Source organism: Pseudomonas sp. SWRI18 (assembly GCF_014268345.1).
Taxonomy (GTDB): Bacteria; Pseudomonadota; Gammaproteobacteria; order Pseudomonadales; family Pseudomonadaceae; genus Aquipseudomonas; species Aquipseudomonas cedrina.
In genome coordinates this window covers 1-26,199 of record NZ_JACCQQ010000009.1, presented here as the reverse complement: position 1 = coordinate 26,199, position 26,199 = coordinate 1, and the positions used below count along the sequence as shown (strand labels likewise).

Here is a 26,199-nt window from a genome sequence, read left to right as displayed (position 1 = left end):
GGTTCCTTGGCAAATCAGGCCGGTATATCTGATTGACCGCAGCGGCTTGCGGACGTGCCAATAGGTTTGCTACGCCAGTACCGCGACCGCCTTGATCTGCGCCCACAGCACCTGCCCGGGGTGCAGTTGCAGTTGGTCGCGCGAGAACCGCGTGATGCGCGCCAGCAACGGCGTGCCATCGGCGTCCAGGCGCACCAGCACATGCGCGCTGTTATCCGCCGCAATTTCCTGGGTAACCGTCACCGGCAGGCGGTTGAGAATGCTGCTGTGTTCCTCCGCTTGCAGGCTGAGGCTGACATCCCGCGCCTGCACCTTGATGCGCAACGCCTTGCCCATTGCCAGCGGCGCGTGGGCGACGCGCATGTGCAAAGTGCTGGCGGGCAGTTGCAGCGTGAGCAATTGATAGTGCTCGTCGTAGGCACTCACCGTGCCGGTGATCACCACGCCGGCGTCGTCGCCCAGCGCCAGGGGCAGGTCGAGCCGCGCCAGGGTTTCGCCGATGGGGCCGCTGGCCAAGGCCTTGCCGTCGCTGAGCAGGACGAGGTGATCGGCCAGGCGTGCGACTTCATCCCTGGCATGGCTGACATACAGCACCGGGATATCCAGTTCATCGTGCAGGCGTTCAAGGTAGGGCAGGATTTCGCCTTTTCGCGTGCTGTCCAGGGCGGCGAGGGGCTCGTCCATCAACAGCAGGCTCGGGCTGGTGAGCAGCGCGCGGGCGATGCCGATGCGCTGGCGCTCGCCGCCGGACAGGTGGTGCGGGTGGCGATCGAGCAGGTGGCCGATGCCCAATAACTGCGTGGCCTGGGCCATGTCCACGCGGCGCTGTTGGCGCGGGATGCGCTTGAGGCCGAACTCCAGATTGGCCCGCACCGACAAATGCGCGAACAGGCTGGCCTCCTGGAACACGTAGCCCAGCGCGCGTTTATGCGGGGGCACGAACAGGCCCTTACGGCTGTCTTGCCAGACTTCATCGTTGATCTGGATAAAGGCTTCTTCGGCGCGCTCCAGCCCGGCGATACAGCGCAGGCAGGTGGTCTTGCCGGAACCGGAATGCCCGTACAACGCAGTCACGCCGCGACCGGGCATGTGCACATCCACGTCGAGGGCAAAGCCGGGATACGTGAGGTGCAGGCGTATATCAATCATCGTCAGTTCCAGCCCATCGGGGTCTTGCGCCTGGCGTAGAGCGCCAGCAACACCAGGAACGCGAACACCACCATGGCGCCGGCCAGCCAGTGGGCCTGGGCGTATTCCATGGCTTCCACGTGGTCGTAGATCTGCACGGAGACCACCCGGGTCTTGTCCGGGATATTGCCGCCGATCATCAGCACCACGCCGAATTCGCCGACGGTGTGCGCAAACCCCAGGATGGCGGCGGTGACAAACCCCGGCCGTGCCAAGGGCAGGGTCACGCTGAAGAAGGTGTCCCACGGATTGGCGCGCAAGGTCGCGGCCACTTCCAATGGGCGCGTGCCGATGGCCGAGAAGGCGTTTTGCAACGGCTGCACCACGAACGGCATGGAGTAGATCACCGAGCCGATGACCAGCCCGGCAAAGCTGAAGGTGAGGGTGCCCAGGCCCAGCCACTGGGTGAATTGGCCGAAGAAGCCATTGGGGCCCATGGCCAGCAGCAGGTAGAAACCGATCACTGTTGGCGGCAATACCAACGGCAAGGCGACGATGGCGCCAATGGGCCCGCGCCACCAGGAACGGGTGCGCGATAGCCACAGCGCAATCGGCGTGCCAATGACCAGCAGGATCACGGTGGTCAGTGACGCCAGTTTTATGGTCAGCCAGATAGCGGAAAAGTCGGCGCTCGACAGCGGCATTTAGAGCTCGTAACCGTAGGACTTGATAACGGCAGCGGCGTCAGGCCCCTTGAGGTAGTCAACCAGCGCCTTGGCCGCGGCGCTGTCTTTGCCCTTGTTGAGGATGACCGCGTCCTGTTTGATCGGGTCGTGCATGGACGCCGGAACGATCCAGGCCGAACCGCTGGTGACCTTGCCGTCCTTATAGATCTGCGACAAGGCGACAAAGCCCAGTTCGGCATTGCCGGTGGAGACGAATTGATAGGCTTGGGTGATGTTCTGGCCTTCAACGAGCTTGTCCCGGACCTGCTCGGTGAGGCCTTGCTTGGCCAACACCTGGGTGGCGGCGAGGCCGTACGGTGCGGCTTTGGGGTTGGCGATCGACAGGTGCTTGAACTGGTTTTGCTTCAGCACTGCGCCTTGGGCGTCGACGTAACCCGGCTGCGCCGACCACAGGGCCAGGGTGCCGACGGCGTAGGTGAAGCGCGAGCCCTTGACCGTCTCGCCTTCGGCTTCGAGCTTTTGCGGCGTGGTGTCATCGGCGCTCAGGAACACCTGGAACGGCGCGCCATTCTTGATCTGGGTATAGAACTGGCCGGTAGCGCCGTAGGCGGCGACCAGTTTATGGCCGGTGGCTTTTTCGAAGTCGGCGGCAATCGCCTGGATCGGTGCGGTGAAATTGGCGGCCACGGCCACTTGGACTTCATCGGCCTGCACCGAACCGAGAGCAAGGGCCGCGACCAGGCCGGCCAGGCGTGAGGCGTGAATCTTCATCAAACAGCTCCTTTGAATACGTACGGCTGACCTGCACCTGTAGTGAGCGGGCTTGTCCCGCTCACTACAAGGGGAACCAGGATAGAAGGCTTAATCGCTATGTACACGAATATATAGCGATAGCCCGGTGCCGGTACAGCGCAAAGTTGCCGCAGGTGCCGCAGGGTGACGCTTTTACCTGAGCTTGGCCAGCGCCTGCTCCGCCAGTTCGCGCGTCAGTTCATAGGTGGTGGTCTCTTTGCCCAGGCGCAAAGCCTGGCCTGACCACAAGTTGCTGAAGCCCGCTTCATCCTTGGCCTTGAGCGGCATCAGCGCGCCGCCGGAGGTCGGGAATGCCGGGGCGGCGGGGTTGATCGCGCCCAAATCACGCATTACCCGGTTGACGATGCCCCGTGCCGGACGCCCGGTGAACAGGTTGGTCAGCGCGGTTTCGCTGGCCTGGGCGTTGCGCAACGCATGATGGTGGGACGCGGTGATATTGGCTTCAGGGGTAAACAGGTAAGCGGTGCCGATCTGTACCGCCGAGGCGCCCAGGGCGAATGCCGCGACAATCCCGCGCGCGTCGCCGATACCGCCGGCGGCAATCACCGGCACGCTGACCGCGTCGACAATTTGCGGCAGCAGGGCAAACAGGCCGATCTGGGTGTTGAGATCATCGCTGAGAAACAAGCCCCGGTGGCCACCGGCTTCAATGCCCATGGCGATGATAGCGTCGCAGCCGTGTTGTTCCAACCAGAGGGCTTCTTCTACCGTGGTAGCCGAGGACAGCACTTTGGCGCCCGTGGCTTTTACCCGATCCAGCAACGATTTTTCCGGCAGGCCGAAGTGGAAACTGACGACCTCGGGGCGGAAAGCTTCGACCACCTCGCACGCCGCCTCGTTGAACGGTGCGCGGTTGGAGGCCGGCGTGGGCGCATCAAAGTCAGCACCCAATTCGCGGTAGTACGGCTCCAGCAATGCCTTCCAGCGCTGATCGCGGGCAGCGTCGGGCGCAGGCGGCTGGTGGCAGAAGAAATTCACGTTGATGGGGCGCGAGCTGGCTTGGCGGATCTCGGTCAGCGCGTCGCGCAGTTGCTCGATGCTCAGCGCCGCAGCCGGCAATGAACCCAGGGCACCGGCATTATTGGCGGCGATGACCATGGCCGTGGTGGTACCGACCGCCATGGGTGCCTGGATGATCGGTACTTCGATGCCCAGCAGGTCGAGAAGGCGCGTATCTGGCCAGGTGCTCATGGGGTGTGTCTCCAGCGTCAATGGGGCTTTGCGCTGTTTTAACAGGGCCCTCGGCCGCCGGCCACTCTGTTTTATTCACTGGACTAAAGTAACGTTTCGTGGTGCGTGAGGCGTACGGGCTCAGCCTCGCTTTCGCGTTGCAGCAACTGCTGCTTGCGCGAAACGCCCCAGCGGTAGCCCGACAGATCCCCGTCGCTGCGCACTACGCGGTGGCAAGGGATTGCCACGGCCAGGCGGTTGGCGCCACAGGCCTGTGCCACCGCGCGGCACGCCGTCGGCGCGCCGATTCGCGCGGCAATCTGTGCGTAGCTGGCCGTGCTGCCGGGCGGGATCTCGCGCAAGGCTTGCCACACCCGTTCCTGAAACGCTGTGCCACGCAAATCCAAGGGTAAGTCCAGGCCGATTGCGGGCGCTTCGACAAACCCTACGACCTGGGCGACCAACTGTTCGAAGCGTGGGTCGGCGCCCACCAGCTCGGCGTTGGGGAATTGATCCTGCAGGTCACGCACCAGTTGGTCCGGGTCATCGCCCAGCAGGATCGCGCACACGCCGCGTTCGCTTTGCGCCACCAGGATGGCTCCCAGCGAACATTGCCCGACGGCGAACAGGATTGCGTTATTAGTGCCGCCGGCCATGTAGTCGCTGGGTTTCATGCCCAGAAGCTGGTTGGCCGACTCGTAAAAGCGGCTGTTGGAATTGAAGCCCGCGTCATACAGCGCATCGGTCACCGAGTGCGCGCCCTTGAGGCCGTCACGCACTTTGCGCGAACGGTGGGCGCTGGCGTAGCCCTTGGGCGTCAGGCCGGTCACGGCTTTGAACACGCGATGAAAATGGAAGGGGCTCAACTTGGCGTGCGTGGCCAGTGCGTTCAGGCTGGGCGGCGTCTCGGCCTGTTCGATATGCCGACAGGCGTCGGCCACCAGCTGTGCATGCTGGGCGGCGAGTTGGGTCTGGTCGGCGGCGGCGCGTTTGTTCGCGCGATAACCGGCGGCTTCGGCCTGCGCCGGGGTGTCGAAGAACTCGACGTTTTCCGGGCGTGGCAAGCGTGAAACGCTGCTGGCGCGGCAGTACACGCCGGTCGTCTTCACGCCATAGACGAACAGCGCATCGGCCTTGGGATCGCGGGCGAGAATCGCTGCCCAGCGTGGGTCTTGTTCGGTAGTCATGCTCGACACTCTTGACGGATCCTGCCCAGATTAGTCGTGCCGCCAACACCTGGCACTCTGAAGCTTGCGGTCAAATCAACCTGCGGCGCGAAAGGTCAGGTTGATGCGTTGCGGGCCCATGACCGGGTGCACGCCATCCTTGATCGGCATTACCCCGTGGAAACGCAGGCGATCGACGCCGCCCCAGACCACCACGTCGCCATGGAACAGCGAGACTTTACGGGTCTTGTCACTGCGCGCATGCCCACCAAACAGGAAAATCGCCGGCAAGCCAAGCGATAGCGAGACCACGGGTTCGCTGTAGCGGCGTTCATTCTTGTCTTGGTGCAAGGACATTTTCGCGCCCGGCACATAACGGTTGATCAGGCAGGCGTCGGGCGCAAAGTCGAGAAAACCGGCCTCTGCCGCCGCCAGCACCGCCAATTCGCGCAAGACGTCGGGCATGCGCGGCCAGGGCTGCTGGCTGCGCGGGTCGAGTGGGGTGTAGCGATAACCGGAACGGTCGGTGGTCCAGCCCAGGTCGCCGCAGCTGCTTAGCGCCGCCGACATGGTAAAGCCACCGGGTGTGACCATTTGCCGAAACGGCGATTGAGCCAGCACGCGCCGCAGCTCCGGCAAAAGGCGCTCAACCCAGGGTAACGCGTAGCCGCGTAACACGTAGGACTGTTCGCCAATTTGCTCGCGCCCCGCAGGTTGCTGCAGCGCGTCATCGGCGAACAGGTCGGCGGTGGGGCCAGGCATCGTCTTACAGCGCCTTGCTCACATTGATGTCGGTGATTTCATCACTGGCATCATGAATTTTCGCCAGCGCCTGCCTGGCTTCTTCCACGCTGTTGCTGGACAGTTGCGCGAACTCAAAGCGACGTTCGCCGTTGAGCTTGTACTTGATCACGTATTTGGTAGTGGTCGTCACGGCTATTTCCTGTGAAAGGTTCAGATCAGCTCAGCTTGGTGCTGGTGCGCCGCACAATGCGGATCTTGTGGGACAACGCGGGCTTGCGGGTCACGCTGATGGCGCGGCGCGTGACTACATCCAGGGTGATGTTCCAGAACCCGGTGCTCGGCGCGGTGATTTTGGCAGGGAACTTGTCAAAGGCGCCGCCGTGGTAGGTGTGGCGGCCGCCGTTCTTGAAGCTGCGAAAATTCGCGTCGCTCATCAGACGAATATTACAAGTTTGCGAGCATTCGATGACGACAATGTCCCCCTCGTTGAGGTGCTCGCGCTGGTGAATGAATTTCATTGGGGTGTCTCCAGAAGGGCTTTTTCTGAAAAATCAGAACGATACGTAGGTTAAGATGGAGTTTATCAGCCCCAGCGCGTTTATTATCGGATCGTCTTCAACGACGTCGACAATTTAAAACAGTTATTTACCGAGTTATCAGGGATAAATCCTACGTTGGCGGGAGAAATTTACCATCCCCGCTGTCGTAGGGTCTTTATCGGAGGTTTTGTATGAAGTGGAGTGTGTTGGTTCTGGCCCTGGCGATTGGTGGGTGTGCTTCGGTTGCAGATATCAAGCAGACCCCGCCGACCCTGGCGGTCATTTCCGGAAAGAAACCACAGGAATATGCTGCCTGTGTGGTGCGCAAACTCTCCGCTACCCGTCGGCCGCCGCAGATCGAACCGCACAAGGAAGGTGGCGTGCAGGTGATCGTGCCGCAAAAGTTTTCGGCGGACCCGTCGGCCATTTTCGAGATTGATGAACGTTCCAGTGGCAGCAGCATCAAGCTCTACGAGAGCATGTCCAACGTGCCGATCCGTCCGGGTGACGTGAAGAAGGCTGGCGAAGAGTGCATTTCAGGCTGAGGCGGCCCATTTCACCTTGCTACTTTTAATCCAATAAAAAGCCTGGCCCCCGCGAGCGTGGCGCTGGGCTTTTTTAGCGCATTTTGCAAGTTGCCGGTTGATGCCGGCTTCTGTTTTTGGGAAGTCTTTCATGAAGCGTGAACACGTCAGGGCTCGCCAGGCCGAAGGCCAGATAACGGCGACCCATATCATCCAGAACCCGGCCGACCTGGGCGAGTGGATTGTCTTCTTCAAAAAAAGCGGCGGCCGCAGTTTTTTCCTGGTGGACGATCAGGATGAGGTCGAGTCTTTCCCGCGCCTGGATGACCTGGTCGAGACCATTCGCGGCCTGGGTATCAAGTTTGCCGATATCCAGCTGTAAGGACGTAACGCTTACTTGCAGACCACGACCACGCTGCGGCCTTTGAAGTTGCCCACGTCCTGGCCCAAGGTCTTTTCACTCTCCTTGAGCGAAGGCGTGCCTTCGGTGCCGACGATACGGTAGCCGGTGCCCGCGCAGGAGGCGTCGGCTTTTTCGTAGCAACTGGCCCAGGAGTTGGCCTCGCCTGAGCAATCGATCGTCAGGCCTTGTTCACCGTTTTTCAGATAGACGTCAGAGGTGGTGGTGCACCCGGCGAGCGCCAGTACCGCAGTCAGTGCCAGAAACTTGTTCATAGGGGGTCATCGTCGAGGGTGTTGGAGGGGGCGCTGACACAGTCGTGGAGCGTTGGCGCAAGATTATAGCGAACTGCCATCCTGTGTGTAGTCACAGCCCACTAAAAAGCCCCGCAGAGCGGGGCTTCCTGGTGGACTGCGCAACGATCCTGGCGCTTATTACTTGCTTTTCGGACGTTTGCTCGACGCATGGCCTGCTTCGTCTACAAAAACTTCGGCTACTGCAATCGCCTGGCTTTCGGTGGCGAAGACGCCGGCGACGCTGTCGCCGTGGAAGTTGATCAGGTGCCAGCCGTCCGCGCGCTGCGTGATCAGGTAGCCGTTTACGCCTTTTGGTTCTGACATCTATCAATCTCGTGGTGTGGTTCAAGGGCGTAATGATAGCGCCAAATGTCACGCGGCCGCGCGAGTTATTCTCGGTCAGTGTCCTGGGGGCCAAAGCGTGCTAAAAGGATCGCAGACCTTGAAACATTGAGGTGCAGGCATTTTTGCCATGCCGGCGGGAACCCTCTTCGCAAGATCAGCGGAACTTACGCCGACATTTTTTCTCTATGATGACATCGCAACGCCAGCAGGAGCCATTGTAAGGCGACTGCGGCCTGATTAGACTGCGCCGAATTCCGTGCACACAGCCCTATGTAAGGACCCATATGATCAAGAAATGCTTGTTCCCAGCAGCCGGTTACGGCACTCGCTTCCTGCCAGCGACCAAAGCCATGCCCAAAGAGATGCTGCCGGTGGTGAACAAGCCACTGATTCAGTACGGGGTCGAAGAGGCATTGGATGCCGGCCTGAACGAAATCTCCATCGTGACCGGCCGCGGTAAGCGCGCGCTGGAAGACCACTTCGATATCAGCTACGAGCTGGAAAACCAGATCAAGGGCACCGACAAGGAGAAATACCTGGTCGGCATCCGCAAGCTGCTGGATGAGTGCTCGTTCTCCTACACTCGTCAAACGCAGATGAAAGGCCTCGGCCACGCCATCCTGACCGGTCGCCCGCTGATCGGCGACGAGCCGTTCGCCGTGGTGCTGGCGGATGACCTGTGCGTCAACCTCGACGGTGACGGCGTGCTGACCCAGATGGTCAAGCTATACCAGAAATACCGCTGCACCATCGTTGCGGTGATGGAAGTGGACCCATCGCAAACCAACAAGTACGGCGTCATTGCTGGTGACGACATTGGTGATGGCCTGATCCGTGTACGGGACATGGTCGAGAAGCCGGCCCCTGAAGATGCGCCATCGAACCTGGCCATCATCGGTCGCTACATCCTGACGCCGGACATCTTCAAGTTGATCGAAGAAACCGAGCCGGGCAAAGGCGGCGAGATTCAAATCACCGACGCCCTGATGAAGCAGGCCAAAGACGGTTGCGTCATCGCCTACAAGTTCAAAGGCCAGCGTTTTGACTGCGGTGGTGCTGAAGGCTACATCGAAGCGACCAACTTCTGCTTCGAGCACTTCTACAAGACTGGCAAGGCTTACTGATTCACGTCAGCCAGCCTGTTCCAAGAGAAAGCCACCTTCGGGTGGCTTTTCCGTTTTTCAGCCCCATGTAAGGCGGTATGCTGATGCCCTGCCGAGGAGAGTGAAATGGCCTACGATTTTGACCTGTATGTAATTGGCGCCGGTTCAGGCGGTGTGCGTGCGGCACGTTTTGCTGCAGGGTTTGGTGCCAAGGTGGCCGTGGCGGAAAGCCGCTACCTGGGTGGTACCTGTGTCAACGTCGGCTGCGTGCCGAAAAAGCTGCTGGTATACGGCGCGCATTTCTCCGAAGAGTTTGAGCAAGCCAGCGGGTTTGGCTGGTCCCTGGGCGAAGCGAATTTCGATTGGGCGACCCTTATCGCGAACAAGGACCGTGAGATCAACCGCCTCAATGGCATTTATCGCAACCTGCTGGTCAACAGTGGCGTGACCCTGCATGAGGGGCATGCGCGCCTGGTTGATCCGCATCAGGTCGAGATCAACGGTGATCGCTTTACCGCCAGGCACATCCTGATTGCTACGGGTGGTTGGCCGCAGATTCCGGAAATTCCGGGGCATGAACACGCCATTGGTTCCAATGAAGCGTTTTTCCTCAAGCAACTGCCCAAGCGCGTACTGGTCGTCGGCGGTGGTTACATCGCCGTTGAGTTTGCCGGCATCTTCCATGGCCTCGGCGCCCAGACAACGCTGTTGTATCGCGGCGACCTGTTCCTGCGTGGTTTTGACGGCTCGGTGCGCACCCACCTCAAGGAAGAGCTGACCAAGCGCGGCCTCGATCTGCAATTCAATGCCGATATCGAACGTATCGATAAGCAGGCGGATGGCAGCCTCAAGGCCACGCTAAAAGACGGTCGCGTGCTGGAGGCCGATTGCGTGTTCTACGCCACCGGCCGTCGCCCAATGCTGGATAATCTCGGGTTGGAACATACTGGCGTCACGCTCGACAAGCGTGGTTTCGTTGAGGTCGACGACCTTTATCAGACCGCCGAGCCGTCGATCCTGGCCATTGGTGACGTGATCGGTCGCGTGCAGTTGACGCCGGTTGCCCTGGCCGAAGGCATGGCGGTGGCGCGACGCCTGTTCAAGCCTGAGCACTATCGCCCGGTGGATTACGCGATGATCCCGACGGCGGTGTTCAGCCTGCCGAACATCGGTACGGTTGGCCTGACCGAAGAAGACGCGAAAGCGAAGGGCCATAAGGTGCAGGTGTTCGAAAGCCGTTTCCGGCCGATGAAGCTGACCCTCACCGACTGCCAGGAAAAGACCCTGATGAAATTGATCGTCGACGCCGACACCGACAAAGTGCTGGGTTGCCACATGGTCGGCCCCGATGCTGGCGAAATCATCCAGGGCCTGGCGATTGCGCTGAAAGCGGGCGCGACCAAGCAGCATTTCGACGACACCATCGGCGTGCACCCCACGGCGGCGGAAGAGTTCGTCACCATGCGCACGCCTGTGGCGGGCTGATCAAGCGTCAGGTGTTGCCTCTGGCGTCGCTGCAACCGCGGGTGTCAGGCGCAACGCCTCGATGCTGGCCTGGGCCTTGATCAGGTCCAGTTCCAGGCGCTTGTTGGTGTGCTGGTGCTCGGTCAACGCCTGTTGGCGTGACTGGCTTTCCAGCAAGGCAACCCGTAGACGCTCCTGAAGCAGGGTGCGTTCGCTGTCAATCAGGCTGACCTGTTCGCTCAGCTTGAGCTGATGGGCCTGGTCCTTGCGCGACTGCTCCTGCAACGCCGCCAATTCCTTAGCGGTCACCCGATGTTCGATCAATAGCCGCTCATTGTCGCGATGCAGCTGGGTGATTTCATCCTGGCGGACCATGGCGCTCTGCTGGGCCTGGCGCAACTCCGCCTGCACTTGTTGCAACTGGCCTTCATGGCGGCGCTGTTCCTGTTCACGCTGCTCCTTGATCGCGTTGCGGTAGTGCTCCAGCGCATCCCGGGCATGCACGTGTTTTTCTTCCAGCGAACGAATCTGTTCGTCCTTGTCGTTGATCCGCAGCTCGTAATCGCTGCACGCCTGGCTTAGCCCGGCGTTACGGGTTTGTTCGGTCTGCAGGCTGGTGCTGGCGGTTTGCAGTGCAGCGCTTTCTTCCGCGAGGGCGGCGGCCTGGATGTCGAATTGTTGCTTGAGTTGGCTATGGGCCTCTTCAAGGGTCTCCAACTGGGCGAGCAGGGCGGCTTTCTGCTGTTCGAATTGCGCCAGGGCCAGGTCGATAGGCTCCTGGGCTTTGTCTTTCAAACGCTGCGCCAGACGCGCGACGAGTTCGCCAAGCTCTTCATCGATCGGGGCTTCGGTGATGGTGAGGCGGGTCTCGCTCTCCTCAAGCTCCTTCAGATAACGATGAATGGTGGTTTTAGAGCCAGTGTTGCCCATTTCGATGCGTATCGCGTCGATGCTGGGGTTTTCGCCACGGGCGAGGATCGCCAGGCGTGCCGTTTGAACAACTGCTTTGTTTATGCCGCCGCGAGCCATGGGGTCTCCGTCGATTTAGTACTGTGGTATGTATTACGTATTTACATACTATATCACGAATGAAAACGCGTTGAAATTCATGATTTAACAGATGGGATATTGGCGTATTATCCCGTGTCATACGCTTTTAATCCGCCCATATGCCCGCCAGCAGTACGAATAGGCCCCTCCATGAGCGATCTGGACCGTTATCTCAACGCCGCCACCCGCGACAACACGCGACGCAGTTACCGCGCGGCCATCGAGCACTTCGAAGTGAGTTGGGGAGGGTTCCTGCCTGCGACCAGCGACAGCGTGGCGCGCTATCTGGTCGCGCATGCGGGGGTATTGGCGGTCAACACGCTGAAGCTGCGGCTGTCGGCATTGGCGCAGTGGCATACAAGCCAGGGTTTTCCCGATCCGACCAAGGCGCCCGTGGTGCGCAAGGTGCTCAAGGGCATTCGCGCCGTGCACCCGGCTCGGGAGAAGCAAGCCGAGCCTTTGCAGCTCAAGCATCTGGAGCAGGTGGTAGCCACGCTTGAGGTAGAAGCGAAAGAGGCGGCGCTGGCACACGACTCGGCACGCTTGCTGCGCGCCAAGCGCGACACCGCACTGATCCTGCTGGGCTTCTGGCGCGGTTTTCGTAGCGATGAGCTGTGTCGCCTCGACATCGAGCATGTCCAGGCCACGCCCGGTGCCGGCATCAGCCTGTACCTGCCGCGCAGCAAAAGCGATCGCGACAACCTCGGCAAGACCTACCACACCCCGGCGCTGCTGCGCCTGTGCCCGGTGCAAGCCTACAGCGAATGGCTCAGCGCCTCGGCGCTGGTAAGGGGGCCGGTGTTTCGCGGCATTGATCGCTGGGGCAATCTGGTGGAGGAGGGGTTGCACCCCAACAGTGTGATCCCGCTGCTGCGCCAGGCGCTGGAGCGCGCCGGCATTCCTGCCGAGCAATACACCAGTCACTCGCTGCGCCGGGGTTTTGCGACGTGGGCCCATCGCAGCGGTTGGGATTTGAAGTCATTGATGAGTTACGTCGGATGGAGCGACATGAAATCCGCCATGCGCTATGTTGAAGCAACGCCCTTCCTTGGGATGACATTGGCGGCTCCACCACTGCTTTGAGATTTCTTCTATTAATACAGTCACCTGATAGAGAAACCCAATCGTGAGCATCAGGTTTGCCAATGAGCCATCGGCCGAGAGAGTGGGTAGGATTCACCTCATCAACTTATCAAGCCTTTTTAAACCCTGACGGAGAGTCAACGATGCCTATCATCAACAGCCAAGTAAAACCGTTCAAAGCCACCGCATTCAAAAACGGCAGCTTCGTAGATGTGACCGACGCTGACCTGAAAGGCAAGTGGTCGGTGGTGTTCTTCTACCCAGCCGACTTCACCTTCGTTTGCCCGACCGAGCTGGAAGACCTGGCTGACAACTACGCCGAGTTCCAGAAGCTGGGCGTCGAAATCTACAGCGTTTCCACCGACACCCACTTTGCCCACGCTGCCTGGCACAACACTTCGCCAGCCATCGGCAAAATCCAGTACACCATGATCGGCGACCCAACGCTGACCATCTCCCGCAACTTCGACGTACTGATCGAAGAAGCTGGCCTGGCGGATCGCGGCACGTTCGTAATCAACCCGGAAGGTCAGATCAAGATCGTTGAACTGAACGACGGCGGTGTTGGCCGTGACGCTTCCGAGCTGCTGCGCAAGATCAAGGCTGCTCAGTATGTAGCTGCCCACCCAGGCGAAGTGTGCCCAGCCAAGTGGAAAGAAGGCGAAGCCACCCTGGCTCCGTCCCTGGACCTGGTCGGCAAGATCTAAGTCTGTGAAACACCTCAGGGCGGAATTTGCCGCACCTTAAGTAAGCTGCACCGCCCTCGAAACGCCCGGGCGAGATTCGCTCGGGCGTTTTTTTGTCTGTACTAAACCGAATTAACAGGAAATCGCCCGTATGTTGGACGCCAATCTTAAAGCTCAGTTGAAGTCATACCTGGAACGGGTCACCCAGCCGATCGAGATCGTTGCCTCCCTCGACGACGGTGCGAAATCCCAGGAAATGCTTGCCCTTTTGCAGGATGTGGTCAGCCTCACCACGCTGATTACCCTGAACACCGATGGCGATGATGCGCGCAAGCCGTCGTTTTCCATCAACCGCCCGGGAGCCGATATCAGCCTGCGTTTCGCCGGCATCCCCATGGGCCATGAATTCACTTCGTTGGTGCTGGCCCTGCTGCAAGTCGGTGGCCACCCGTCGAAGGCCAGTGTCGAAGTGATTGAACAGATCCGTAGCCTCAAAGGTGAGTTCAGCTTCGAGACTTACTTCTCGCTGTCCTGCCAGAACTGCCCGGACGTGGTCCAGGCGCTCAACTTGATGGCCGTGCTCAACCCGAACATCCGCCACGTCGCTATCGACGGTGCGCTGTTCCAGGCGGAAGTCGATGAGCGCCAGATCATGGCGGTGCCAAGCGTCTACTTGAACGGTGTGAACTTCGGCCAGGGACGCATGGGCCTGGAAGAAATCCTCGCCAAGCTCGACACCAGCGGCATCGAGAAAGCCGCCGAGAAAATCAGCGCCAAGGAGGCCTTTGACGTCCTCGTCGTCGGTGGTGGCCCGGCCGGTTCTTCGGCCGCCATCTATGCCGCGCGCAAAGGCATTCGCACCGGCGTTGCCGCGGAGCGCTTTGGTGGTCAGGTGCTGGACACCATGTCCATCGAGAACTTTATCTCAGTACAGGAAACCGAAGGCCCCAAACTGGCCAGCGCTCTGGAAGCCCACGTTCGCCAGTACGACGTGGACATCATGAACCTGCAACGTGCCAGCAGCCTGATCCCGGCAAAAAATGCCGGTGACTTGCACGAAATCCGCTTCGAAAGCGGCGCGAGCCTCAAGTCCAAGACGGTGATCCTGGCCACCGGCGCGCGCTGGCGCGAAATGGGTGTACCGGGTGAGCAGCAATACAAGGCCAAGGGCGTGTGCTTCTGCCCGCACTGCGACGGTCCGTTGTTCAAGGGCAAGCGTGTGGCGGTGATCGGGGGCGGTAACTCCGGCGTTGAAGCGGCCATCGATCTGGCGGGCATCGTCAGTCACGTGACCTTGCTTGAGTTCGATAGCAAGTTACGCGCCGACGCTGTGTTGCAGCGCAAGCTCCACAGCCTGCCGAACGTTGACGTGATCACCAGCGCGCTGACCAGCGAAGTGAAAGGTGACGGCCAGAAAGTCACTGGCTTGGCGTACAAGGATCGCGACAGCGGTGAGTTCAACACCATCGACCTGGAAGGGATCTTTGTGCAAATCGGTCTGCTGCCCAACACCGATTGGCTCAAAGGTACGGTAGAACTGACTCCGCGCGGCGAGATCATCGTCGATGCCCGTGGCGAGACTTCACTGCCAGGTGTGTTCGCAGCGGGTGACGTAACGACGGTGCCGTACAAGCAGATCGTGATTGCGGTGGGCGAGGGCGCCAAGGCTTCCCTGAGTGCTTTCGATCACTTGATTCGCACTTCCGCGCCAGCGTAGATTCCGGCCCGCAAATGAAAAACCCCATGAGCGATCATGGGGTTTTTTTGCTTACATCGGCGCGGGCTGGATAATCTCGACCCAGTACGCATCCGGGTCCTTGATGAAGGCCAGGCTCTTCATGCGACCATCGCTCAGGCGCTTCTGAAAGTCACAGCCCAGGGCTTCGAAGCGTTCGCAGGCGGCGACGATGTCCGGCACCGAGATGCAGATATGGCCAAAGCCACGTGGATCGGTGTTGCCGTTGTGGTAGGCGAAGTCGGCATCGTTTTCGGTGCCGTGGTTGTGGGTCAGTTCCAGGATGCCCGGGATCGACTTCATCCACTGGGTGCGTTCGGCTGCGTCGGCAGGGATCTGGGATTTGTCCACCAGGGCCAGGAAGTACAGGCTGAATTCGGCTTCCGGGAAGTCGCGCTTTTCAACCAGGGAAAAACCCAGGACGCGGGTATAGAAATCCAGCGACTTGGTGATGTCCTTGACCCGCAGCATGGTGTGGTTGAACACAAAATTCGTGGTGGCGCTGTCAGGTTGGGCAGTGACGCCCGGGAAGGTGTTCAGTTCGTGCAGGCTCATGGGCCCTCCAGAAAAATTGGGGCAAACGCTGCTCTAAGAGATGAGCGGTTCCTTGGCTTGCGGCTGGCATCCGTGCAACCCGGCCATGATACGCAAGGCCTGCGCCGGGCGCCAAATGAAAAAGCCCACGCAGGCCTTGCGACCCAAGGGTGCCGGGGCTCAGACTTCTGTGCTTGAACCTTGGGTAGTGTTGGCAATGATCGAATTTCGTAAACCGCTGTTGAGTGCTGTGTGTTTGCTGTTGGGCAGTTCCTTCGTACTGGCGGCCGACCCGCAAATTCAGTGGCCCAGCGGCTGGCAGATCGAAGACGTAGTGCCTGACGATGCGGCCCCTGCAAAGCCTCAGCCGGTGTCTCGGCAGCGAGCAATCAAGAGCGATGAAAATGGCGCCACCTTGATGGTCATGGAATTGACCGGCACGCCAATTGAAGCGGGGCACAAGGTTAACCTGCAAGGCGTGCTGTTGGAGATGCGCAAGTCCATCCAGAAGGATTTTGCCCAGGGCGGCTATCAAAGTGTGTGCAGCAAGATGCGCCCGACAACATTGAGCCGTCTTGACGCGCTGGAAACTACTTGTGTGATTACAGAAAACGGCCGTCACCTGCTTTCTCAAACATTGGTGGGCGCGGTCGACACCGATAAAGCCTATGTTTTTTCATACGCCGGGCAGGCTGATGCCTACGAGGCAAGCAAGGATGAAGTCAGTTCGGTGCGCGATAGCCTGAAACTTTAGTTGTGCAATGTCCGATGATGCTGAACACGATGAAAGGCTATTTAAGTTCGTTTGTGAACCGTTGAATAAAAAAGCCCCGCATGTGCGGGGCTCTTTGTTAGTGCAGCGCGATCAGCCGCGAAGCCAGGAATCTACAGTGGCGGCGCCGTACTGTTCTTTCCAGGCCTTGAGGCCGCGGTGGTTGCCGCCTTTGGTTTCGATCAGTTCACCGGTGTGCGGGTTCTGGTAAACCTTGACCACACGTGCGCGGCGCTGTTTTGGTGCGGCAACGGCGCTGGCATTGGACTTGCCCGGGTTTGGATCAAGGATGGAAATGATGTCGCGCAGGCCTTTACCGTAGGACTTCATCAGGGCTTGAAGCTTTTCTTCGAATTCGATTTCTTTTTTCAGGCCGGCGTCGTTCTTCAGGGATTCCAGCTGCGCGAGCTGCTCTTGAAGGGCTTTTTCTGCTGCGCGAAATTCGGCGAGTCTGGACAAAATCTGTACTCCAATAGTGTAGTTGGCTGATATCAACGGCAGACAAAGCTATAAGCCAAGCGCTTTAAGGCGACCCAAGAAAGAAGTCGTCCTGCGAATGCTGCACAGGCAGGAAAAATTGTAGTAGTTAATCCGCCGTGAGTAAATCATGTCTTTTGTCTAAACAACATTATTTCAGCGCGTTGAGTGTATGGCTAATCAATGGCTGCCCAGTAATTTAATGAACTCTTCGCACGGCAACGGTCTGCCGAACAGATAGCCCTGCAGGAAATCCACGCCTTGTGCGGCCAGGTATTCGCACTGTTCAGCGGTTTCCACACCTTCAGCAACGATGCCCAAGTCGAGTTTGCCGGATAACTCTATGATGCTGTCCAGAATGTGCCGAGAGAGTGCATCGGCGCCGATCATGGCGACAAAACTCTGGTCGATCTTCAAATAGTCCACATTGAAGTTGCGCAAGTAAGTCAGACTTGAGTGGCCAGTGCCAAAGTCATCAATCGCGATCATCACCCCCAGTTGATGCAGCGCGTCGAACAGGTGGCGCGTGATATCGCTGGGCACGATCAGCTCGCGCTCGGTCAACTCCAGCACCAGAGTCACCTGGCCCACGGCGAACGCACCGAGAAACTCACGGCAGTCATCCACCAGCGCCAGGTCCTGGCAATGGCGGGCGGTGATATTCACGCCGATGTGGAACCCAGGGCGCAAGCGCGCTGCATGAGGTGCCAGTTGCGCGGCAGTCTGGCGCAGCAGGGCGCGGGTCATCGGCACGATCAGCCCCGAGTGCTCGGCCAGCGGAATAAACAGGTCGGGGCGCACCAGCCCCTCCTTCGGGTGTTGCCAGCGCATCAGCACTTCGCAGCCGGCCCATTCGCGGGTATCGCCGCGTACAACCGGTTGGTAGTAAGCAATGAACTCGTTGGCGCCCAGCGCCCGTTGCAGTTCATGGGTCGGTGCCGATGAGCGCTTTTGCAGCCAATGCGCCAACAGGCCCGCCAGCACGCCAAAGAACACCACCAGGCTGAACGGCGCTGGGTATCGGGCTTGCATGTAGCGCCACACCTCGCCGGCCGGCATGCCCGCCTCGACACGGTAGCGATAGCGCTCGGATGCCAACTGGTGATGGGCCACCGCAAATACCGGCAGCGGGCTCTCATGTACCGTGCCATCGGCCGCCAGCCAATGCGGGCCCACTTGCAGCATCAGGTGGGCATAACGGCTGATCAGGCGCAGCGTGTTGGTCAGGTGATAACCGTCAATCGACGCAAAAGCTGCTTTATCGCCGTCTACCAGCCGATAAACCAGCACGGCGGTGTCCGGCGTAACCGGATTGCCATTCATCAGCCATAACTGGCCATCCACATAGTCTTGCGGGTTGACCGGCGACTCATAATTGCCGCCGAACAAAGAACTGCAATAGATGTTTTTTTGCCAGGATAAGGTGGTCGCACGTACGAACGGCCCGCGTGTAACCTGTTCGCGCAGCGCCAATTGCGTGGCGTTGTCGCACGGTTGCCCGGCCAAAGGCAGCAGCGCCTGGGCGGCGAGTGCGGCGTTGTCGAGCATCAGGTCGAACTGGCGCACTGCTTCCTGGGCGGTCTGGGCGGTGTTTTGTTGCAGGGTACGCTCGGCTTGCCAATGCAAGATGACCACCCCGAGCGCAACGGGCAGCAATGCACTCAAGGAGGTGATCAGGTAACGACTGGCGCGTTTTCGCGGGCCGTTGACGGTCAGGGGCATGAAGTGAACGGCCTGTTGCAAAGGTCAGATTCAATCGATGATAGATGGCTCGCTCCAAATTAGCTCGCGGTACCTAGCCATTTGGCCAGTATGCAGCGCTACAGCGCCAAGCCTTGGGCAATACGAATAAAGGCGAGTGTCGCCGGCGAAGACTGGCGTCGGTCGAGTACGGCGAGGCCAACCCGACGTGGCACTCGCGGTGACAGCGCTCGCTGCACATAGCGCGGATCACCCGCCATCGGTAAGGATGCCTGCGCCACCACACTCACGGCATCGCCCCGGCTGACGGTCTCCAGGGTGCTTAACAACTGCGAACAGCGATAACGCACGTTCGGCGTCAACCGCGCCTCGTTGAACAGGCGCACCACCAGTTCAGCGGAGCCGGCCTCGGTCAGGGCGAATGGATCGTCGCACAAGTCCTTGAGGCTCACCTGCTCGCGCGCGGCCAGCCGATGCCCTGCCGGCAACAGCGCCACCATCTGGTCTTCGAACAGGGCGAAGGTGTCGAAGCGTTCCTGTTCCAGCACCACAAAGCCGATGTCGATACGGCGCTCGTCGAGCCACTGGATGACTTGCCTATCCGGCCCCTCGTCCATATGCACTTCGATACCTGGGTATTGCAGCCGAAACCGGCTGAGAATTTTCGGCAGCAGGCAGGTCGAGGCGGTCGGCCCGAAGGAACCGATGCGCAGCGTGCCGCGTTTCATGCCCCGCGCATCCGCCGCCTCCTGCTGCAAGGTGTTGGCCAGGCCAAGCATGGCCCGGGCGCGGCCCAGCAACTGCGCGCCAATATCACTGAGTTCCACCTGGGTTTGGTGACGCCTGAACAGCGACACTCCCAGTTCCTGCTCCAGGCCCTTGATTGCATGGGACACCGCCGATTGGCTGATACCCAGGCGGTGGGCCGCGCTGGTGAAACCTTGCAGTTCGGCGACCAGGGAAAAAATTTCGAGTTGGGTCAAGGTCATGAGTCATCACTCATTTTACGATGAGGACGTATTACCAGAAGAATGGGCCAATCCCAAGTCATAAGAGTCAACCCCCGTGCATTTACCTTCGGACCGCATCACTTACCTGAAGCTGGCCGCCGTCACCATGATCTGGGGCGGGACGTTCGTGGCCGGTCGCTACCTGAGCGAGGCAGTCGACCCCTTGCTGGCGGCCAGCCTGCGGTTTGCGCTGGCTAGCCTGGCGTTGCTCGCGTTTATGGGGTTCGCGCGCATCCCCTTGGCCCGCCCGAGCCTGCGGCAGATGACGTACCTGGCGATGCTGGGTTTCTTCGGCATCTTTTTCTACAACCTGTGTTTCTTCTATGGGTTGCAGTACATCAATGCATCCCGGGCCTCGTTGATCGTGGCGCTGAACCCGGCGGTCATCGCACTGGCGTCATGGTGGTTATTCAAGGAGCGCCTGAGTGCCGGCAAGGTCACGGGTATTGCGCTATGCCTGATGGGCGCCGCCCTGGTTATCGTCAGTCACAGCCCCCAGGTGCTGAGCGAAGCACCCGGCACCTGGCGTGGGGACCTGCTGATTTTCGGCTGCGTAGCGGGGTGGGGCGTCTACTCGCTGCTTTCGCGCGAACTGAACCAGAGCCTCGGGCCGTTGCAGACGGTAACTTGGTCGATATTGTTGGGCACGCTGATGCTCATCGTCGTTACGCTGGTCATGGGGCGTTTCAGCCTGGAGGCCATGGGCCGCCTGCATTCCCCCCAAGTACTGAGCCTGATGTACCTCGGTGTGTTGGGCTCGGCGCTGGCTTATATCGGCTATTACGACGGCATCCGCCAAATCGGCGCGATACGCGCCGGCGTGTTTATTGCGCTGAACCCGCTCACCGCCGTGATCTGTGGTGCCTTGCTGCTGGGTGAACAGTTGACCCTGCCAATGATGATCGGCGGGGCTGTGATCCTGTCAGGTATCTACCTGTGCAACAAACCCCTTGCGGAGGCCAAGGCAATGGGGATTTGATAGGAGTACGGACAAATACGGTTACGCTGTGTAGAATCGATTTACGCATACAAGAATATGGACTTGCGCTCACGCAAGCCTAAGCCGTCAGAGACTGATGACCCATGAAGCTATTTGGCTGCGCCCTCATCTTTGGTGACTTCCTCGCCCGCAGCGTGCGAGGCCTTTCCTGCGCGCCACCCCGCAACCTCATCCTTGCTCGCAAATAACAGTCTTTATTACAAGAATGATGAGGTGCCACCATGGCAGATCTATACGAAAACCCAATGGGCCTGATGGGCTTTGAATTTATCGAGTTCGCATCGCCGACCCCAGGCACCCTGGAGCCGATCTTCGAGATCATGGGCTTCACGAAAGTCGCCAGCCACCGCTCGAAGAATGTGCATCTGTATCGCCAGGGCGAGATCAACCTGATCCTCAACAACGAACCCAACAGCATTGCTTCCTACTTCGCGGCCGAGCACGGCCCGTCGGTGTGCGGCATGGCGTTCCGCGTCAAGGACTCGCAACAAGCCTATAACCGCGCCCTTGAGCTGGGTGCACAGCCGATCCACATCGAAACCGGCCCGATGGAACTCAACCTGCCGGCGATCAAGGGCATCGGCGGTGCGCCGCTGTACCTGATCGACCGTTTCGGCGAAGGCAGCTCGATCTATGACATCGACTTCGTCTACCTCGAAGGCGTGGAGCGCAACCCGCAAGGTGCCGGCCTCAAGGTCATCGACCACCTGACCCACAACGTCTATCGCGGGCGCATGGCCTACTGGGCCAACTTCTACGAAAAACTGTTCAACTTCCGCGAAGCACGCTACTTCGATATCAAGGGCGAGTACACCGGCCTGACGTCCAAGGCCATGAGCGCGCCGGATGGCATGATCCGCATCCCGCTGAACGAAGAGTCGTCCAAGGGCGCCGGGCAGATCGAAGAGTTCCTGATGCAGTTCAACGGTGAAGGCATCCAGCACGTGGCGTTCCTGACGGACGACCTGGTCAAGACCTGGGACGCGTTGAAGAAGATCGGCATGCGCTTCATGACCGCGCCGCCGGACACCTACTATGAAATGCTCGAAGGCCGCTTGCCGAATCACGGCGAGCCGGTGGATCAGTTGCAGGCGCGCGGCATCCTGCTGGACGGTTCTTCCGTCGAAGGCGACAAGCGCCTGCTGCTGCAGATCTTCTCGGAAACCCTGATGGGCCCGGTGTTCTTCGAGTTCATCCAGCGCAAGGGCGACGATGGGTTTGGCGAGGGCAACTTCAAGGCGCTATTCGAATCCATCGAGCGCGACCAGGTGCGTCGTGGTGTATTGACCGCCGACTAAACGTTAGACAGCCCGGCCGAGGGTGACCCCGGCCGGTTTTTTTGGCCCGCGCCTCAGGCTTTGCGTTGCCGCACCAAATGCTTGAACCCTTCAAAGACCAGCACCATCACCGCCAGCCAGATCGGGATGTAGGTCAGCCATTCGCCGCCCTTGATTCCTTCACCCAGGATGAGCGCCACGCCCAGCAACAGTACCGGTTCGACGTAGCTGAGCAGCCCGAACAGGCTGAACGCCAGCAACCGGCTGGCAATGATGTAGCTCACCAGCGCCGATGCGCTGATCACGCCGAGCATCGGGATCAATGCGTACAGCTTCGGGTGTGCGTCCATCACTGCAAAACCTTGCTCGCCGCTCTGCACAAACCACCAGGCCACCGGCAGCATCAATGCCATATCCAGCCAGAGTCCGCCGAGGTGATCGGTCTTGAGGACCTTGCGCACGATGAAGTACAGCGGGTAACCGATGATCACTACCAGCGTGGCCCAGGAAAAACCACCGGCCTGGTACAGCTCGTTGAGTACCCCGAGCCCGGCGAAGAACACCGCGATCTTCTGCAGGTACGACAGCTGTTCACCCCACACCAGGCGCCCGGTCAGCACCATGGTCAGCGGCAGCAGGAAGTAGCCGACCGACACATCCAGGCTGCGCCCGTTCAGCGGCGCCCACATGAACAACCACAACTGCGCACCCAGTAAGGCTGAAGACACCAGCACGCCCCCGATCAGGCGCGGTTTGCCAGCTAGCCTGCGCACCAGCTGCCACACACGCCGCCATTCGCCGCTGACGATCATGAATACCGTCATGCAGGGCATGGTGAGTAACATGCGCCAGCCGAAAATTTCCAGGCCGCTCAAGGGCGTCAGCAATGACGTGAAGTAATACATCACGGCAAACAGCACCGAGGCCAAGACCGATAACACAACACCTTTAGACACACTGTCCTCGCGAAAGCCGATTTGAAACAAACAAAAAAGATAGGTGACGGATTATGGTGCTTTTAAAGAGCGAGAGGTGCGCGATTTTGGGGCGAGGGACGGAAAATGACTCGAGATGGTCGTTTTGACGGATGCCGATCTATTGTGGGAGGCCCCACCAAATCATCAACTTGGCGCTGTCGCGCATCAAACTGGGGCTTCTGTGGCGAGCGGGCTTGCCCCGCGTTGGGGTGCGAAGCGCCCCCAATGAAGACGAATGCGGTGTATCAGACATTCCTCTGCGGTTGGTTTTGGGGCTGCTTCGCAGCCCAACGCGGGGCAAGCCCGCTCGCCACAAGAATGCAGTTGTCTGAAATACTTATACAAGATTCAAAATTTCAGAATGAAATTTTAACCACTGAAAAATCAATAGGTTATTTTGAGTTTGATAAGAGCTGTCGAGCTTTAGCGAGGCTGCGAAAGCGGTGGATCAGGCGGTAAAGAAGTTGGCAGTACCGCCGCCTTCGCAGCCTCGCTAAAGCTCGACAGCTCCCACATTAATCTCGTGCTTACAGCGCGATCCGGCCAGACACGAAGTGGCCCACGTCATTGAAGCCAGGTGTGGACGAATGCCCCGGAGTCACCAGTGCATCAATGAAGGCCTCATCTTCAGCCGTGATCTTCACGTCCAGGGCGCCGATGTAGGCGTCCCACTGCGCCTCGGTGCGCGGCCCGACAATCGCCGAGCTGACCGCCGAATTGTTCAACACCCAGGCGATCGCAAACTCCACGATCCCCACGCCGCGTCCCTGGGTGTATTGCTGGATCTGCTGAGCGATGCGCAGCGATTCCACGCGCCATTCGGTTTCCAGGATGCGTTTGTCCTGGCGCGCCGCGCGGCTGCCGGCCTCGGGCGTGACATCCGGGGCGTATTTGCCGCTGAGCACGCCCCGGGCCAGTGGGCTGTAAGGCACCACGCCCAGGCCGTAGGCGGCTGCGGCGGTGATCTGCTCCACTTCGGCCTGGCGGTTGACGATGTTGTACAGCGGCTGGCTGATAACCGGTTTGTCCACCCCCAGGCGTTCAGCCACGCGGATCACTTCGGCGATGCGCCAGCCGCGATAATTGGACAGGCCCCAATAGCGGATCTTGCCCTGGCGGATCAAGTCGCCGATCGCCGACACCGTCACTTCAAGCGGGGTGTTGTGGTCTTCGCGGTGCAGGTAGTAGATGTCCAGGTAATCGGTGTCGAGCCGCGCCAGGCTGGCGTCCAGCGCATTAAAAATGCGCTTGCGGCTCAGGCCGCTGCGGTTGGGCACTCCGTCGGCCGGGCCGAATCCGACTTTGGAGGCCACGATCCAGTCCTGACGCTGCCGCGCGATGGCCTCACCGACGATTTCCTCGGAGCGCCCGGCGGTGTAGACGTCTGCCGTGTCGATAAAATTGATGCCCTGGTCCCAGGCCTTGCCGATGATGCGCAGCGAGTCCTCGGTGCTGGTCTGTTCGCCAAACATCATGGTGCCCAGGGTCAAGGCGCTGACCTTCAAACCGGACTGGCCCAATGTGCGGTAAATCATGGATAACTCCTCACAGCAGCAAATGTGCTCCATGCAATACCAGACTCAGAGGCTCTGGGACAAGCCCTGCGGGGATTTCTTCAGGTGCCCAGCAATGCCTGACACCGCTCGAGCAAAAAGCGATGCAGCACCTTCACCCGTTCCGATACTTGCAGGCGGTGGGGGCACATCAGGTTGAACGGCGCAGGTTCCCCCGTCCAATCCTCGAACAGCGGCACCAACCGGCCGGCGGCAATATCCCCGACCACATCGAGCCTGGCCTTGTACGCGACACCGTGGCCCGCCAACGCCCAGCGCCGCACGATTTCCCCGTCATCACTGAGGAAATCCCCGCTAACGTCGACTTCTTGCAACTGCGTGCCCTGGCGAAAGCGCCAGGTCTTGCTCACCTGACCCTGGCGCATGTACCGCAGCGCGCTGTGCCGGGCCAGCTCCATCGGCTCATGGGGCATGCCGTGGCGCGCCAGGTACGCCGGGCTGGCACACGCGACGCGGCAATGCTCGGGCGCAATGGGCAGCGCCACCAGGCTGGAGTCCTGGGGCACGCCGAAACGCAGGGCGATGTCCACGGTTTCGCGGAACAGGTCGGCGTTACTGTCGTTGAGCATTAACTGCAAGCGAATATTCGGGTGCTGCGCTTTGAATTCATCCAGCCAACCCAGCACCACATTGCGCCCGAAATCCGACGGCGCGGCCAACTGCAGCAACCCCGTCAGGCCCTGGCTTTGCTGCTTGAGCGCCTGTTCGCCTTCGGACAAGGCCGCCAGTGCCACGCGCACGCTGTCCAGGTAGCGCCGGCCTTCTTCGGTCAGGCGCATGCTGCGCGTGGAGCGCGCCAGCAGGCGAATGCCCAGTCGGGTTTCGAGGCGCTTGAGCGCAATGCTCGCGGCCGCCGGCGTCAAACCCAGGCCACGTGCAGCGGCTGACAGGCTGCCGGTGTCGGCGGTGCGCGCGAAGACTTCAAGATCGAGGATCGAGCTCATTTGTAAAAATCCTTTAAAGATCTTGTCGTTTTACCCGGATTTTTCGCCGATTGCCAAGCTGGGAAGATGAACGCTCATTTTCTTCCCAGGAATCTCCCATGACTTCTCCCCTCAACGGCAAAACGGTCATTGTGATCGGCGGCAGCAGCGGTATCGGTGCGGCAGTGGCCAAGGCCGCCGCTGCGCGCGGCGCACAGGTGGTGCTGGCCGGGCGACGCTTGGCGTCCGGCGTTGAAAATGGCCTGCGCAGCGAACCGGTGGATGTCACCGATGCCGCGTCGCTGCAACGTCTGTTCGAAGGCGTGGGGCGTTTTGATCACCTGGTCTACACCTCGGGGCCGAGTGTGCGTGCCAAGCCATTGATCGAAACCGACCTGAACGAGGCGCAGGAAAACTTCAACGTCAAACTCTGGGGCTCGCTGCGGGCCATCCAGTTGGCACTGCCGTTTCTCGACGAACACGGCAGCATCAGCCTGACGTCCGGGCAACTGGGGCGCAAGCTGGTGCCGGGGCAATTCGTCAAGGTCGGCATCAACGCCGCGACTGAAGCATTGGGCAAGCAACTGGCCAAAGAGCTGGCGCCGCGACGGGTCAATGTGATCAGCCCTGGGGTGATCGATACCCCCGCGTATGCAGGGCTGGCCGAAGACCAGCGCCTGGCGATGTTTGCCAAGGCGGGCGGTGCATTGCCGGTGGGGCGAGTAGGGCAGGCGCAGGAAGTGGCGGCGGGGTATGTGCTGGCCATGGAAAATGGCTACATCACCGGCAGCGTGATCGACATCGACGGCGGCGGTCTCCTGTAAACACTGTACGACCAGGTGGGAGCTGGCTTGCCTGCGATGACCATGGGTATCTACACAATTCTCAACGACTGAAAAATCTTCCTGTAGTGAGCGGGCTTGTCCCGCGTTGGGTGGCGAAGCCGCCCCAATAAAGGCATCGCCGAGCTTCAGGTAGAATCCGGTCGCCTGGTTTGGGGCTGCTTCGCAGCCCAGCGCGGG

General features: G+C 60.0%; 29 protein-coding genes. 11 read left to right on the top strand and 18 right to left on the bottom strand.

Features of this window, described 5'->3' with window-relative positions; translation table 11 throughout:
• Window positions 1-69 precede the first annotated feature (69 nt).
• The 8 genes from modC to H0Z09_RS12075 all read right to left on the bottom strand — a co-directional run bounded on the left by modC (window position 70) and on the right by H0Z09_RS12075 (window position 6,225).
• Window positions 70-1,149 carry a molybdenum ABC transporter ATP-binding protein gene (modC, locus tag H0Z09_RS12110; protein WP_186690825.1) on the bottom strand — a complete coding sequence of 360 codons (1,080 nt, stop codon included), beginning with the start codon at window positions 1,147-1,149 and terminating at the stop codon, window positions 70-72.
• Window positions 1,150-1,151: 2 nt separating this feature from the next.
• On the bottom strand, window positions 1,152-1,832 hold the full coding sequence (gene modB / locus H0Z09_RS12105) for a molybdate ABC transporter permease subunit (RefSeq protein ID WP_186690824.1): 681 nt from the start codon (window positions 1,830-1,832) through the stop codon (window positions 1,152-1,154).
• A complete protein-coding gene (modA, locus tag H0Z09_RS12100) occupies window positions 1,833-2,585 on the bottom strand; it encodes a molybdate ABC transporter substrate-binding protein (RefSeq protein ID WP_186690823.1) in 753 nt (250 codons plus the stop codon).
• 174 nt (window positions 2,586-2,759) lie between these two features.
• Window positions 2,760-3,818: a nitronate monooxygenase gene (locus H0Z09_RS12095; RefSeq protein WP_186690822.1), complete on the bottom strand. Its 1,059-nt coding sequence runs from the start codon at window positions 3,816-3,818 to the stop codon at window positions 2,760-2,762.
• A gap of 83 nt (window positions 3,819-3,901) precedes the next feature.
• Window positions 3,902-4,984, bottom strand: a complete 1,083-nt coding sequence (gene ada / locus H0Z09_RS12090; protein ID WP_186690821.1) for a bifunctional DNA-binding transcriptional regulator/O6-methylguanine-DNA methyltransferase Ada — start codon at window positions 4,982-4,984, stop codon at window positions 3,902-3,904.
• Window positions 4,985-5,059: 75 nt separating this feature from the next.
• Entirely contained in the window at window positions 5,060-5,725 is a 666-nt protein-coding gene (gene alkB / locus H0Z09_RS12085) for a DNA oxidative demethylase AlkB (RefSeq protein ID WP_186690820.1), read from the bottom strand.
• A gap of 4 nt (window positions 5,726-5,729) precedes the next feature.
• Window positions 5,730-5,897 (bottom strand): hypothetical protein, encoded by a 168-nt coding sequence (locus H0Z09_RS12080; RefSeq protein WP_186690819.1) that lies wholly within the window; start codon window positions 5,895-5,897, stop codon window positions 5,730-5,732.
• Window positions 5,898-5,922: 25 nt separating this feature from the next.
• A complete protein-coding gene (locus tag H0Z09_RS12075; RefSeq protein WP_003173824.1) occupies window positions 5,923-6,225 on the bottom strand; it encodes a DUF1883 domain-containing protein in 303 nt (100 codons plus the stop codon).
• Between the two features lie 212 nt (window positions 6,226-6,437).
• On the opposite strand from H0Z09_RS12075, the gene H0Z09_RS12070 reads away from it, so the two are divergent.
• Both H0Z09_RS12070 and H0Z09_RS12065 read left to right on the top strand, forming a co-directional pair.
• Complete coding sequence (locus H0Z09_RS12070) at window positions 6,438-6,791, top strand: hypothetical protein (RefSeq protein WP_076954242.1); 354 nt, start codon at window positions 6,438-6,440, stop codon at window positions 6,789-6,791.
• 130 nt (window positions 6,792-6,921) lie between these two features.
• A complete protein-coding gene (locus H0Z09_RS12065; protein ID WP_025856013.1) occupies window positions 6,922-7,152 on the top strand; it encodes a hypothetical protein in 231 nt (76 codons plus the stop codon).
• Between the two features lie 11 nt (window positions 7,153-7,163).
• On the opposite strand, the gene H0Z09_RS12060 is transcribed toward H0Z09_RS12065, so the two are convergent.
• Together H0Z09_RS12060 and H0Z09_RS12055 are read right to left on the bottom strand one after the other, a co-directional pair.
• The gene (locus H0Z09_RS12060) at window positions 7,164-7,445 is read right to left on the bottom strand and encodes a hypothetical protein (RefSeq protein WP_186690818.1); all 282 of its coding nucleotides are present in this window, start codon (window positions 7,443-7,445) and stop codon (window positions 7,164-7,166) included.
• A gap of 159 nt (window positions 7,446-7,604) precedes the next feature.
• Window positions 7,605-7,790 carry a hypothetical protein gene (locus H0Z09_RS12055; RefSeq protein ID WP_186690817.1) on the bottom strand — a complete coding sequence of 62 codons (186 nt, stop codon included), beginning with the start codon at window positions 7,788-7,790 and terminating at the stop codon, window positions 7,605-7,607.
• Between the two features lie 305 nt (window positions 7,791-8,095).
• On the opposite strand from H0Z09_RS12055, the gene galU reads away from it, so the two are divergent.
• Together galU and gorA are read left to right on the top strand one after the other, a co-directional pair.
• Window positions 8,096-8,935 (top strand): UTP--glucose-1-phosphate uridylyltransferase GalU, encoded by an 840-nt coding sequence (gene galU / locus H0Z09_RS12050; protein WP_046068218.1) that lies wholly within the window; start codon window positions 8,096-8,098, stop codon window positions 8,933-8,935.
• A gap of 105 nt (window positions 8,936-9,040) precedes the next feature.
• A complete protein-coding gene (gene gorA / locus H0Z09_RS12045) occupies window positions 9,041-10,399 on the top strand; it encodes a glutathione-disulfide reductase (RefSeq protein ID WP_186690816.1) in 1,359 nt (452 codons plus the stop codon).
• Here the strand turns inward: gorA and H0Z09_RS12040 are convergent, their stop codons facing one another.
• On the bottom strand, window positions 10,400-11,407 hold the full coding sequence (locus tag H0Z09_RS12040) for a DNA-binding protein (protein ID WP_186690815.1): 1,008 nt from the start codon (window positions 11,405-11,407) through the stop codon (window positions 10,400-10,402).
• Between the two features lie 171 nt (window positions 11,408-11,578).
• On the opposite strand from H0Z09_RS12040, the gene H0Z09_RS12035 reads away from it, so the two are divergent.
• The 3 genes from H0Z09_RS12035 (at window position 11,579) to ahpF (ending at window position 14,914) form a co-directional block, all read left to right on the top strand.
• Entirely contained in the window at window positions 11,579-12,511 is a 933-nt protein-coding gene (locus H0Z09_RS12035) for a tyrosine-type recombinase/integrase (protein ID WP_186690814.1), read from the top strand.
• 143 nt (window positions 12,512-12,654) lie between these two features.
• Window positions 12,655-13,218 carry an alkyl hydroperoxide reductase subunit C gene (gene ahpC, locus H0Z09_RS12030; protein ID WP_003191303.1) on the top strand — a complete coding sequence of 188 codons (564 nt, stop codon included), beginning with the start codon at window positions 12,655-12,657 and terminating at the stop codon, window positions 13,216-13,218.
• 130 nt (window positions 13,219-13,348) lie between these two features.
• Window positions 13,349-14,914 (top strand): alkyl hydroperoxide reductase subunit F, encoded by a 1,566-nt coding sequence (ahpF, locus tag H0Z09_RS12025; RefSeq protein ID WP_186690813.1) that lies wholly within the window; start codon window positions 13,349-13,351, stop codon window positions 14,912-14,914.
• 51 nt (window positions 14,915-14,965) lie between these two features.
• Here ahpF and gloA read toward each other — a convergent pair whose 3' ends face one another.
• The gene (gloA, locus tag H0Z09_RS12020) at window positions 14,966-15,487 is read right to left on the bottom strand and encodes a lactoylglutathione lyase (protein ID WP_186690812.1); all 522 of its coding nucleotides are present in this window, start codon (window positions 15,485-15,487) and stop codon (window positions 14,966-14,968) included.
• 196 nt (window positions 15,488-15,683) lie between these two features.
• On the opposite strand from gloA, the gene H0Z09_RS12015 reads away from it, so the two are divergent.
• Window positions 15,684-16,220: a DUF4946 domain-containing protein gene (locus H0Z09_RS12015; RefSeq protein WP_186690974.1), complete on the top strand. Its 537-nt coding sequence runs from the start codon at window positions 15,684-15,686 to the stop codon at window positions 16,218-16,220.
• A 111-nt stretch (window positions 16,221-16,331) separates the two neighbouring features.
• Here the strand turns inward: H0Z09_RS12015 and H0Z09_RS12010 are convergent, their stop codons facing one another.
• From H0Z09_RS12010 to H0Z09_RS12000, 3 genes are all read right to left on the bottom strand, one after another.
• Window positions 16,332-16,697: a histone-like nucleoid-structuring protein, MvaT/MvaU family gene (locus tag H0Z09_RS12010; protein ID WP_186690811.1), complete on the bottom strand. Its 366-nt coding sequence runs from the start codon at window positions 16,695-16,697 to the stop codon at window positions 16,332-16,334.
• 198 nt (window positions 16,698-16,895) lie between these two features.
• On the bottom strand, window positions 16,896-18,437 hold the full coding sequence (locus H0Z09_RS12005) for an EAL domain-containing protein (RefSeq protein WP_186690809.1): 1,542 nt from the start codon (window positions 18,435-18,437) through the stop codon (window positions 16,896-16,898).
• A gap of 98 nt (window positions 18,438-18,535) precedes the next feature.
• A complete protein-coding gene (locus H0Z09_RS12000) occupies window positions 18,536-19,405 on the bottom strand; it encodes a LysR family transcriptional regulator (protein WP_186690807.1) in 870 nt (289 codons plus the stop codon).
• Between the two features lie 76 nt (window positions 19,406-19,481).
• Here H0Z09_RS12000 and H0Z09_RS11995 point away from each other — a divergent pair, with 76 nt between their 5' ends.
• Both H0Z09_RS11995 and hppD read left to right on the top strand, forming a co-directional pair.
• Window positions 19,482-20,405, top strand: coding sequence for an EamA family transporter (locus H0Z09_RS11995; protein ID WP_186690805.1), 924 nt, complete (start codon window positions 19,482-19,484; stop codon window positions 20,403-20,405).
• 242 nt (window positions 20,406-20,647) lie between these two features.
• Window positions 20,648-21,724, top strand: a complete 1,077-nt coding sequence (hppD, locus tag H0Z09_RS11990; protein ID WP_186690803.1) for a 4-hydroxyphenylpyruvate dioxygenase — start codon at window positions 20,648-20,650, stop codon at window positions 21,722-21,724.
• A 53-nt stretch (window positions 21,725-21,777) separates the two neighbouring features.
• Here hppD and rarD read toward each other — a convergent pair whose 3' ends face one another.
• The 3 genes from rarD to H0Z09_RS11975 all read right to left on the bottom strand — a co-directional run bounded on the left by rarD (window position 21,778) and on the right by H0Z09_RS11975 (window position 25,198).
• Window positions 21,778-22,659 (bottom strand): EamA family transporter RarD, encoded by an 882-nt coding sequence (rarD, locus tag H0Z09_RS11985; RefSeq protein ID WP_186690801.1) that lies wholly within the window; start codon window positions 22,657-22,659, stop codon window positions 21,778-21,780.
• 548 nt (window positions 22,660-23,207) lie between these two features.
• Entirely contained in the window at window positions 23,208-24,215 is a 1,008-nt protein-coding gene (locus H0Z09_RS11980) for an aldo/keto reductase (RefSeq protein WP_186690799.1), read from the bottom strand.
• A gap of 80 nt (window positions 24,216-24,295) precedes the next feature.
• Window positions 24,296-25,198 (bottom strand): LysR family transcriptional regulator, encoded by a 903-nt coding sequence (locus H0Z09_RS11975; protein WP_186690797.1) that lies wholly within the window; start codon window positions 25,196-25,198, stop codon window positions 24,296-24,298.
• Between the two features lie 98 nt (window positions 25,199-25,296).
• Between H0Z09_RS11975 and H0Z09_RS11970 the strand changes: the two genes are divergently transcribed.
• Complete coding sequence (locus H0Z09_RS11970; RefSeq protein ID WP_186690795.1) at window positions 25,297-26,001, top strand: SDR family oxidoreductase; 705 nt, start codon at window positions 25,297-25,299, stop codon at window positions 25,999-26,001.
• Window positions 26,002-26,199 lie beyond the last annotated feature (198 nt).

Coding starts and splice junctions, on each gene's coding strand:
- modC (WP_186690825.1), bottom strand. CDS start 1,149: ATGATTGATATACGCCTGCACCTCACGTATCCCGGCTTTGCCCTCGAC.
- modB (WP_186690824.1), bottom strand. CDS start 1,832: ATGCCGCTGTCGAGCGCCGACTTTTCCGCTATCTGGCTGACCATAAAA.
- modA (WP_186690823.1), bottom strand. CDS start 2,585: ATGAAGATTCACGCCTCACGCCTGGCCGGCCTGGTCGCGGCCCTTGCT.
- H0Z09_RS12095 (WP_186690822.1), bottom strand. CDS start 3,818: ATGAGCACCTGGCCAGATACGCGCCTTCTCGACCTGCTGGGCATCGAA.
- ada (WP_186690821.1), bottom strand. CDS start 4,984: ATGACTACCGAACAAGACCCACGCTGGGCAGCGATTCTCGCCCGCGAT.
- alkB (WP_186690820.1), bottom strand. CDS start 5,725: ATGCCTGGCCCCACCGCCGACCTGTTCGCCGATGACGCGCTGCAGCAA.
- H0Z09_RS12075 (WP_003173824.1), bottom strand. CDS start 6,225: ATGAAATTCATTCACCAGCGCGAGCACCTCAACGAGGGGGACATTGTC.
- H0Z09_RS12070 (WP_076954242.1), top strand. CDS start 6,438: ATGAAGTGGAGTGTGTTGGTTCTGGCCCTGGCGATTGGTGGGTGTGCT.
- H0Z09_RS12065 (WP_025856013.1), top strand. CDS start 6,922: ATGAAGCGTGAACACGTCAGGGCTCGCCAGGCCGAAGGCCAGATAACG.
- H0Z09_RS12060 (WP_186690818.1), bottom strand. CDS start 7,445: ATGAACAAGTTTCTGGCACTGACTGCGGTACTGGCGCTCGCCGGGTGC.
- H0Z09_RS12055 (WP_186690817.1), bottom strand. CDS start 7,790: ATGTCAGAACCAAAAGGCGTAAACGGCTACCTGATCACGCAGCGCGCG.
- galU (WP_046068218.1), top strand. CDS start 8,096: ATGATCAAGAAATGCTTGTTCCCAGCAGCCGGTTACGGCACTCGCTTC.
- gorA (WP_186690816.1), top strand. CDS start 9,041: ATGGCCTACGATTTTGACCTGTATGTAATTGGCGCCGGTTCAGGCGGT.
- H0Z09_RS12040 (WP_186690815.1), bottom strand. CDS start 11,407: ATGGCTCGCGGCGGCATAAACAAAGCAGTTGTTCAAACGGCACGCCTG.
- H0Z09_RS12035 (WP_186690814.1), top strand. CDS start 11,579: ATGAGCGATCTGGACCGTTATCTCAACGCCGCCACCCGCGACAACACG.
- ahpC (WP_003191303.1), top strand. CDS start 12,655: ATGCCTATCATCAACAGCCAAGTAAAACCGTTCAAAGCCACCGCATTC.
- ahpF (WP_186690813.1), top strand. CDS start 13,349: ATGTTGGACGCCAATCTTAAAGCTCAGTTGAAGTCATACCTGGAACGG.
- gloA (WP_186690812.1), bottom strand. CDS start 15,487: ATGAGCCTGCACGAACTGAACACCTTCCCGGGCGTCACTGCCCAACCT.
- H0Z09_RS12015 (WP_186690974.1), top strand. CDS start 15,684: ATGATCGAATTTCGTAAACCGCTGTTGAGTGCTGTGTGTTTGCTGTTG.
- H0Z09_RS12005 (WP_186690809.1), bottom strand. CDS start 18,437: ATGCCCCTGACCGTCAACGGCCCGCGAAAACGCGCCAGTCGTTACCTG.
- H0Z09_RS12000 (WP_186690807.1), bottom strand. CDS start 19,405: ATGACCTTGACCCAACTCGAAATTTTTTCCCTGGTCGCCGAACTGCAA.
- hppD (WP_186690803.1), top strand. CDS start 20,648: ATGGCAGATCTATACGAAAACCCAATGGGCCTGATGGGCTTTGAATTT.
- H0Z09_RS11980 (WP_186690799.1), bottom strand. CDS start 24,215: ATGATTTACCGCACATTGGGCCAGTCCGGTTTGAAGGTCAGCGCCTTG.
- H0Z09_RS11975 (WP_186690797.1), bottom strand. CDS start 25,198: ATGAGCTCGATCCTCGATCTTGAAGTCTTCGCGCGCACCGCCGACACC.
- H0Z09_RS11970 (WP_186690795.1), top strand. CDS start 25,297: ATGACTTCTCCCCTCAACGGCAAAACGGTCATTGTGATCGGCGGCAGC.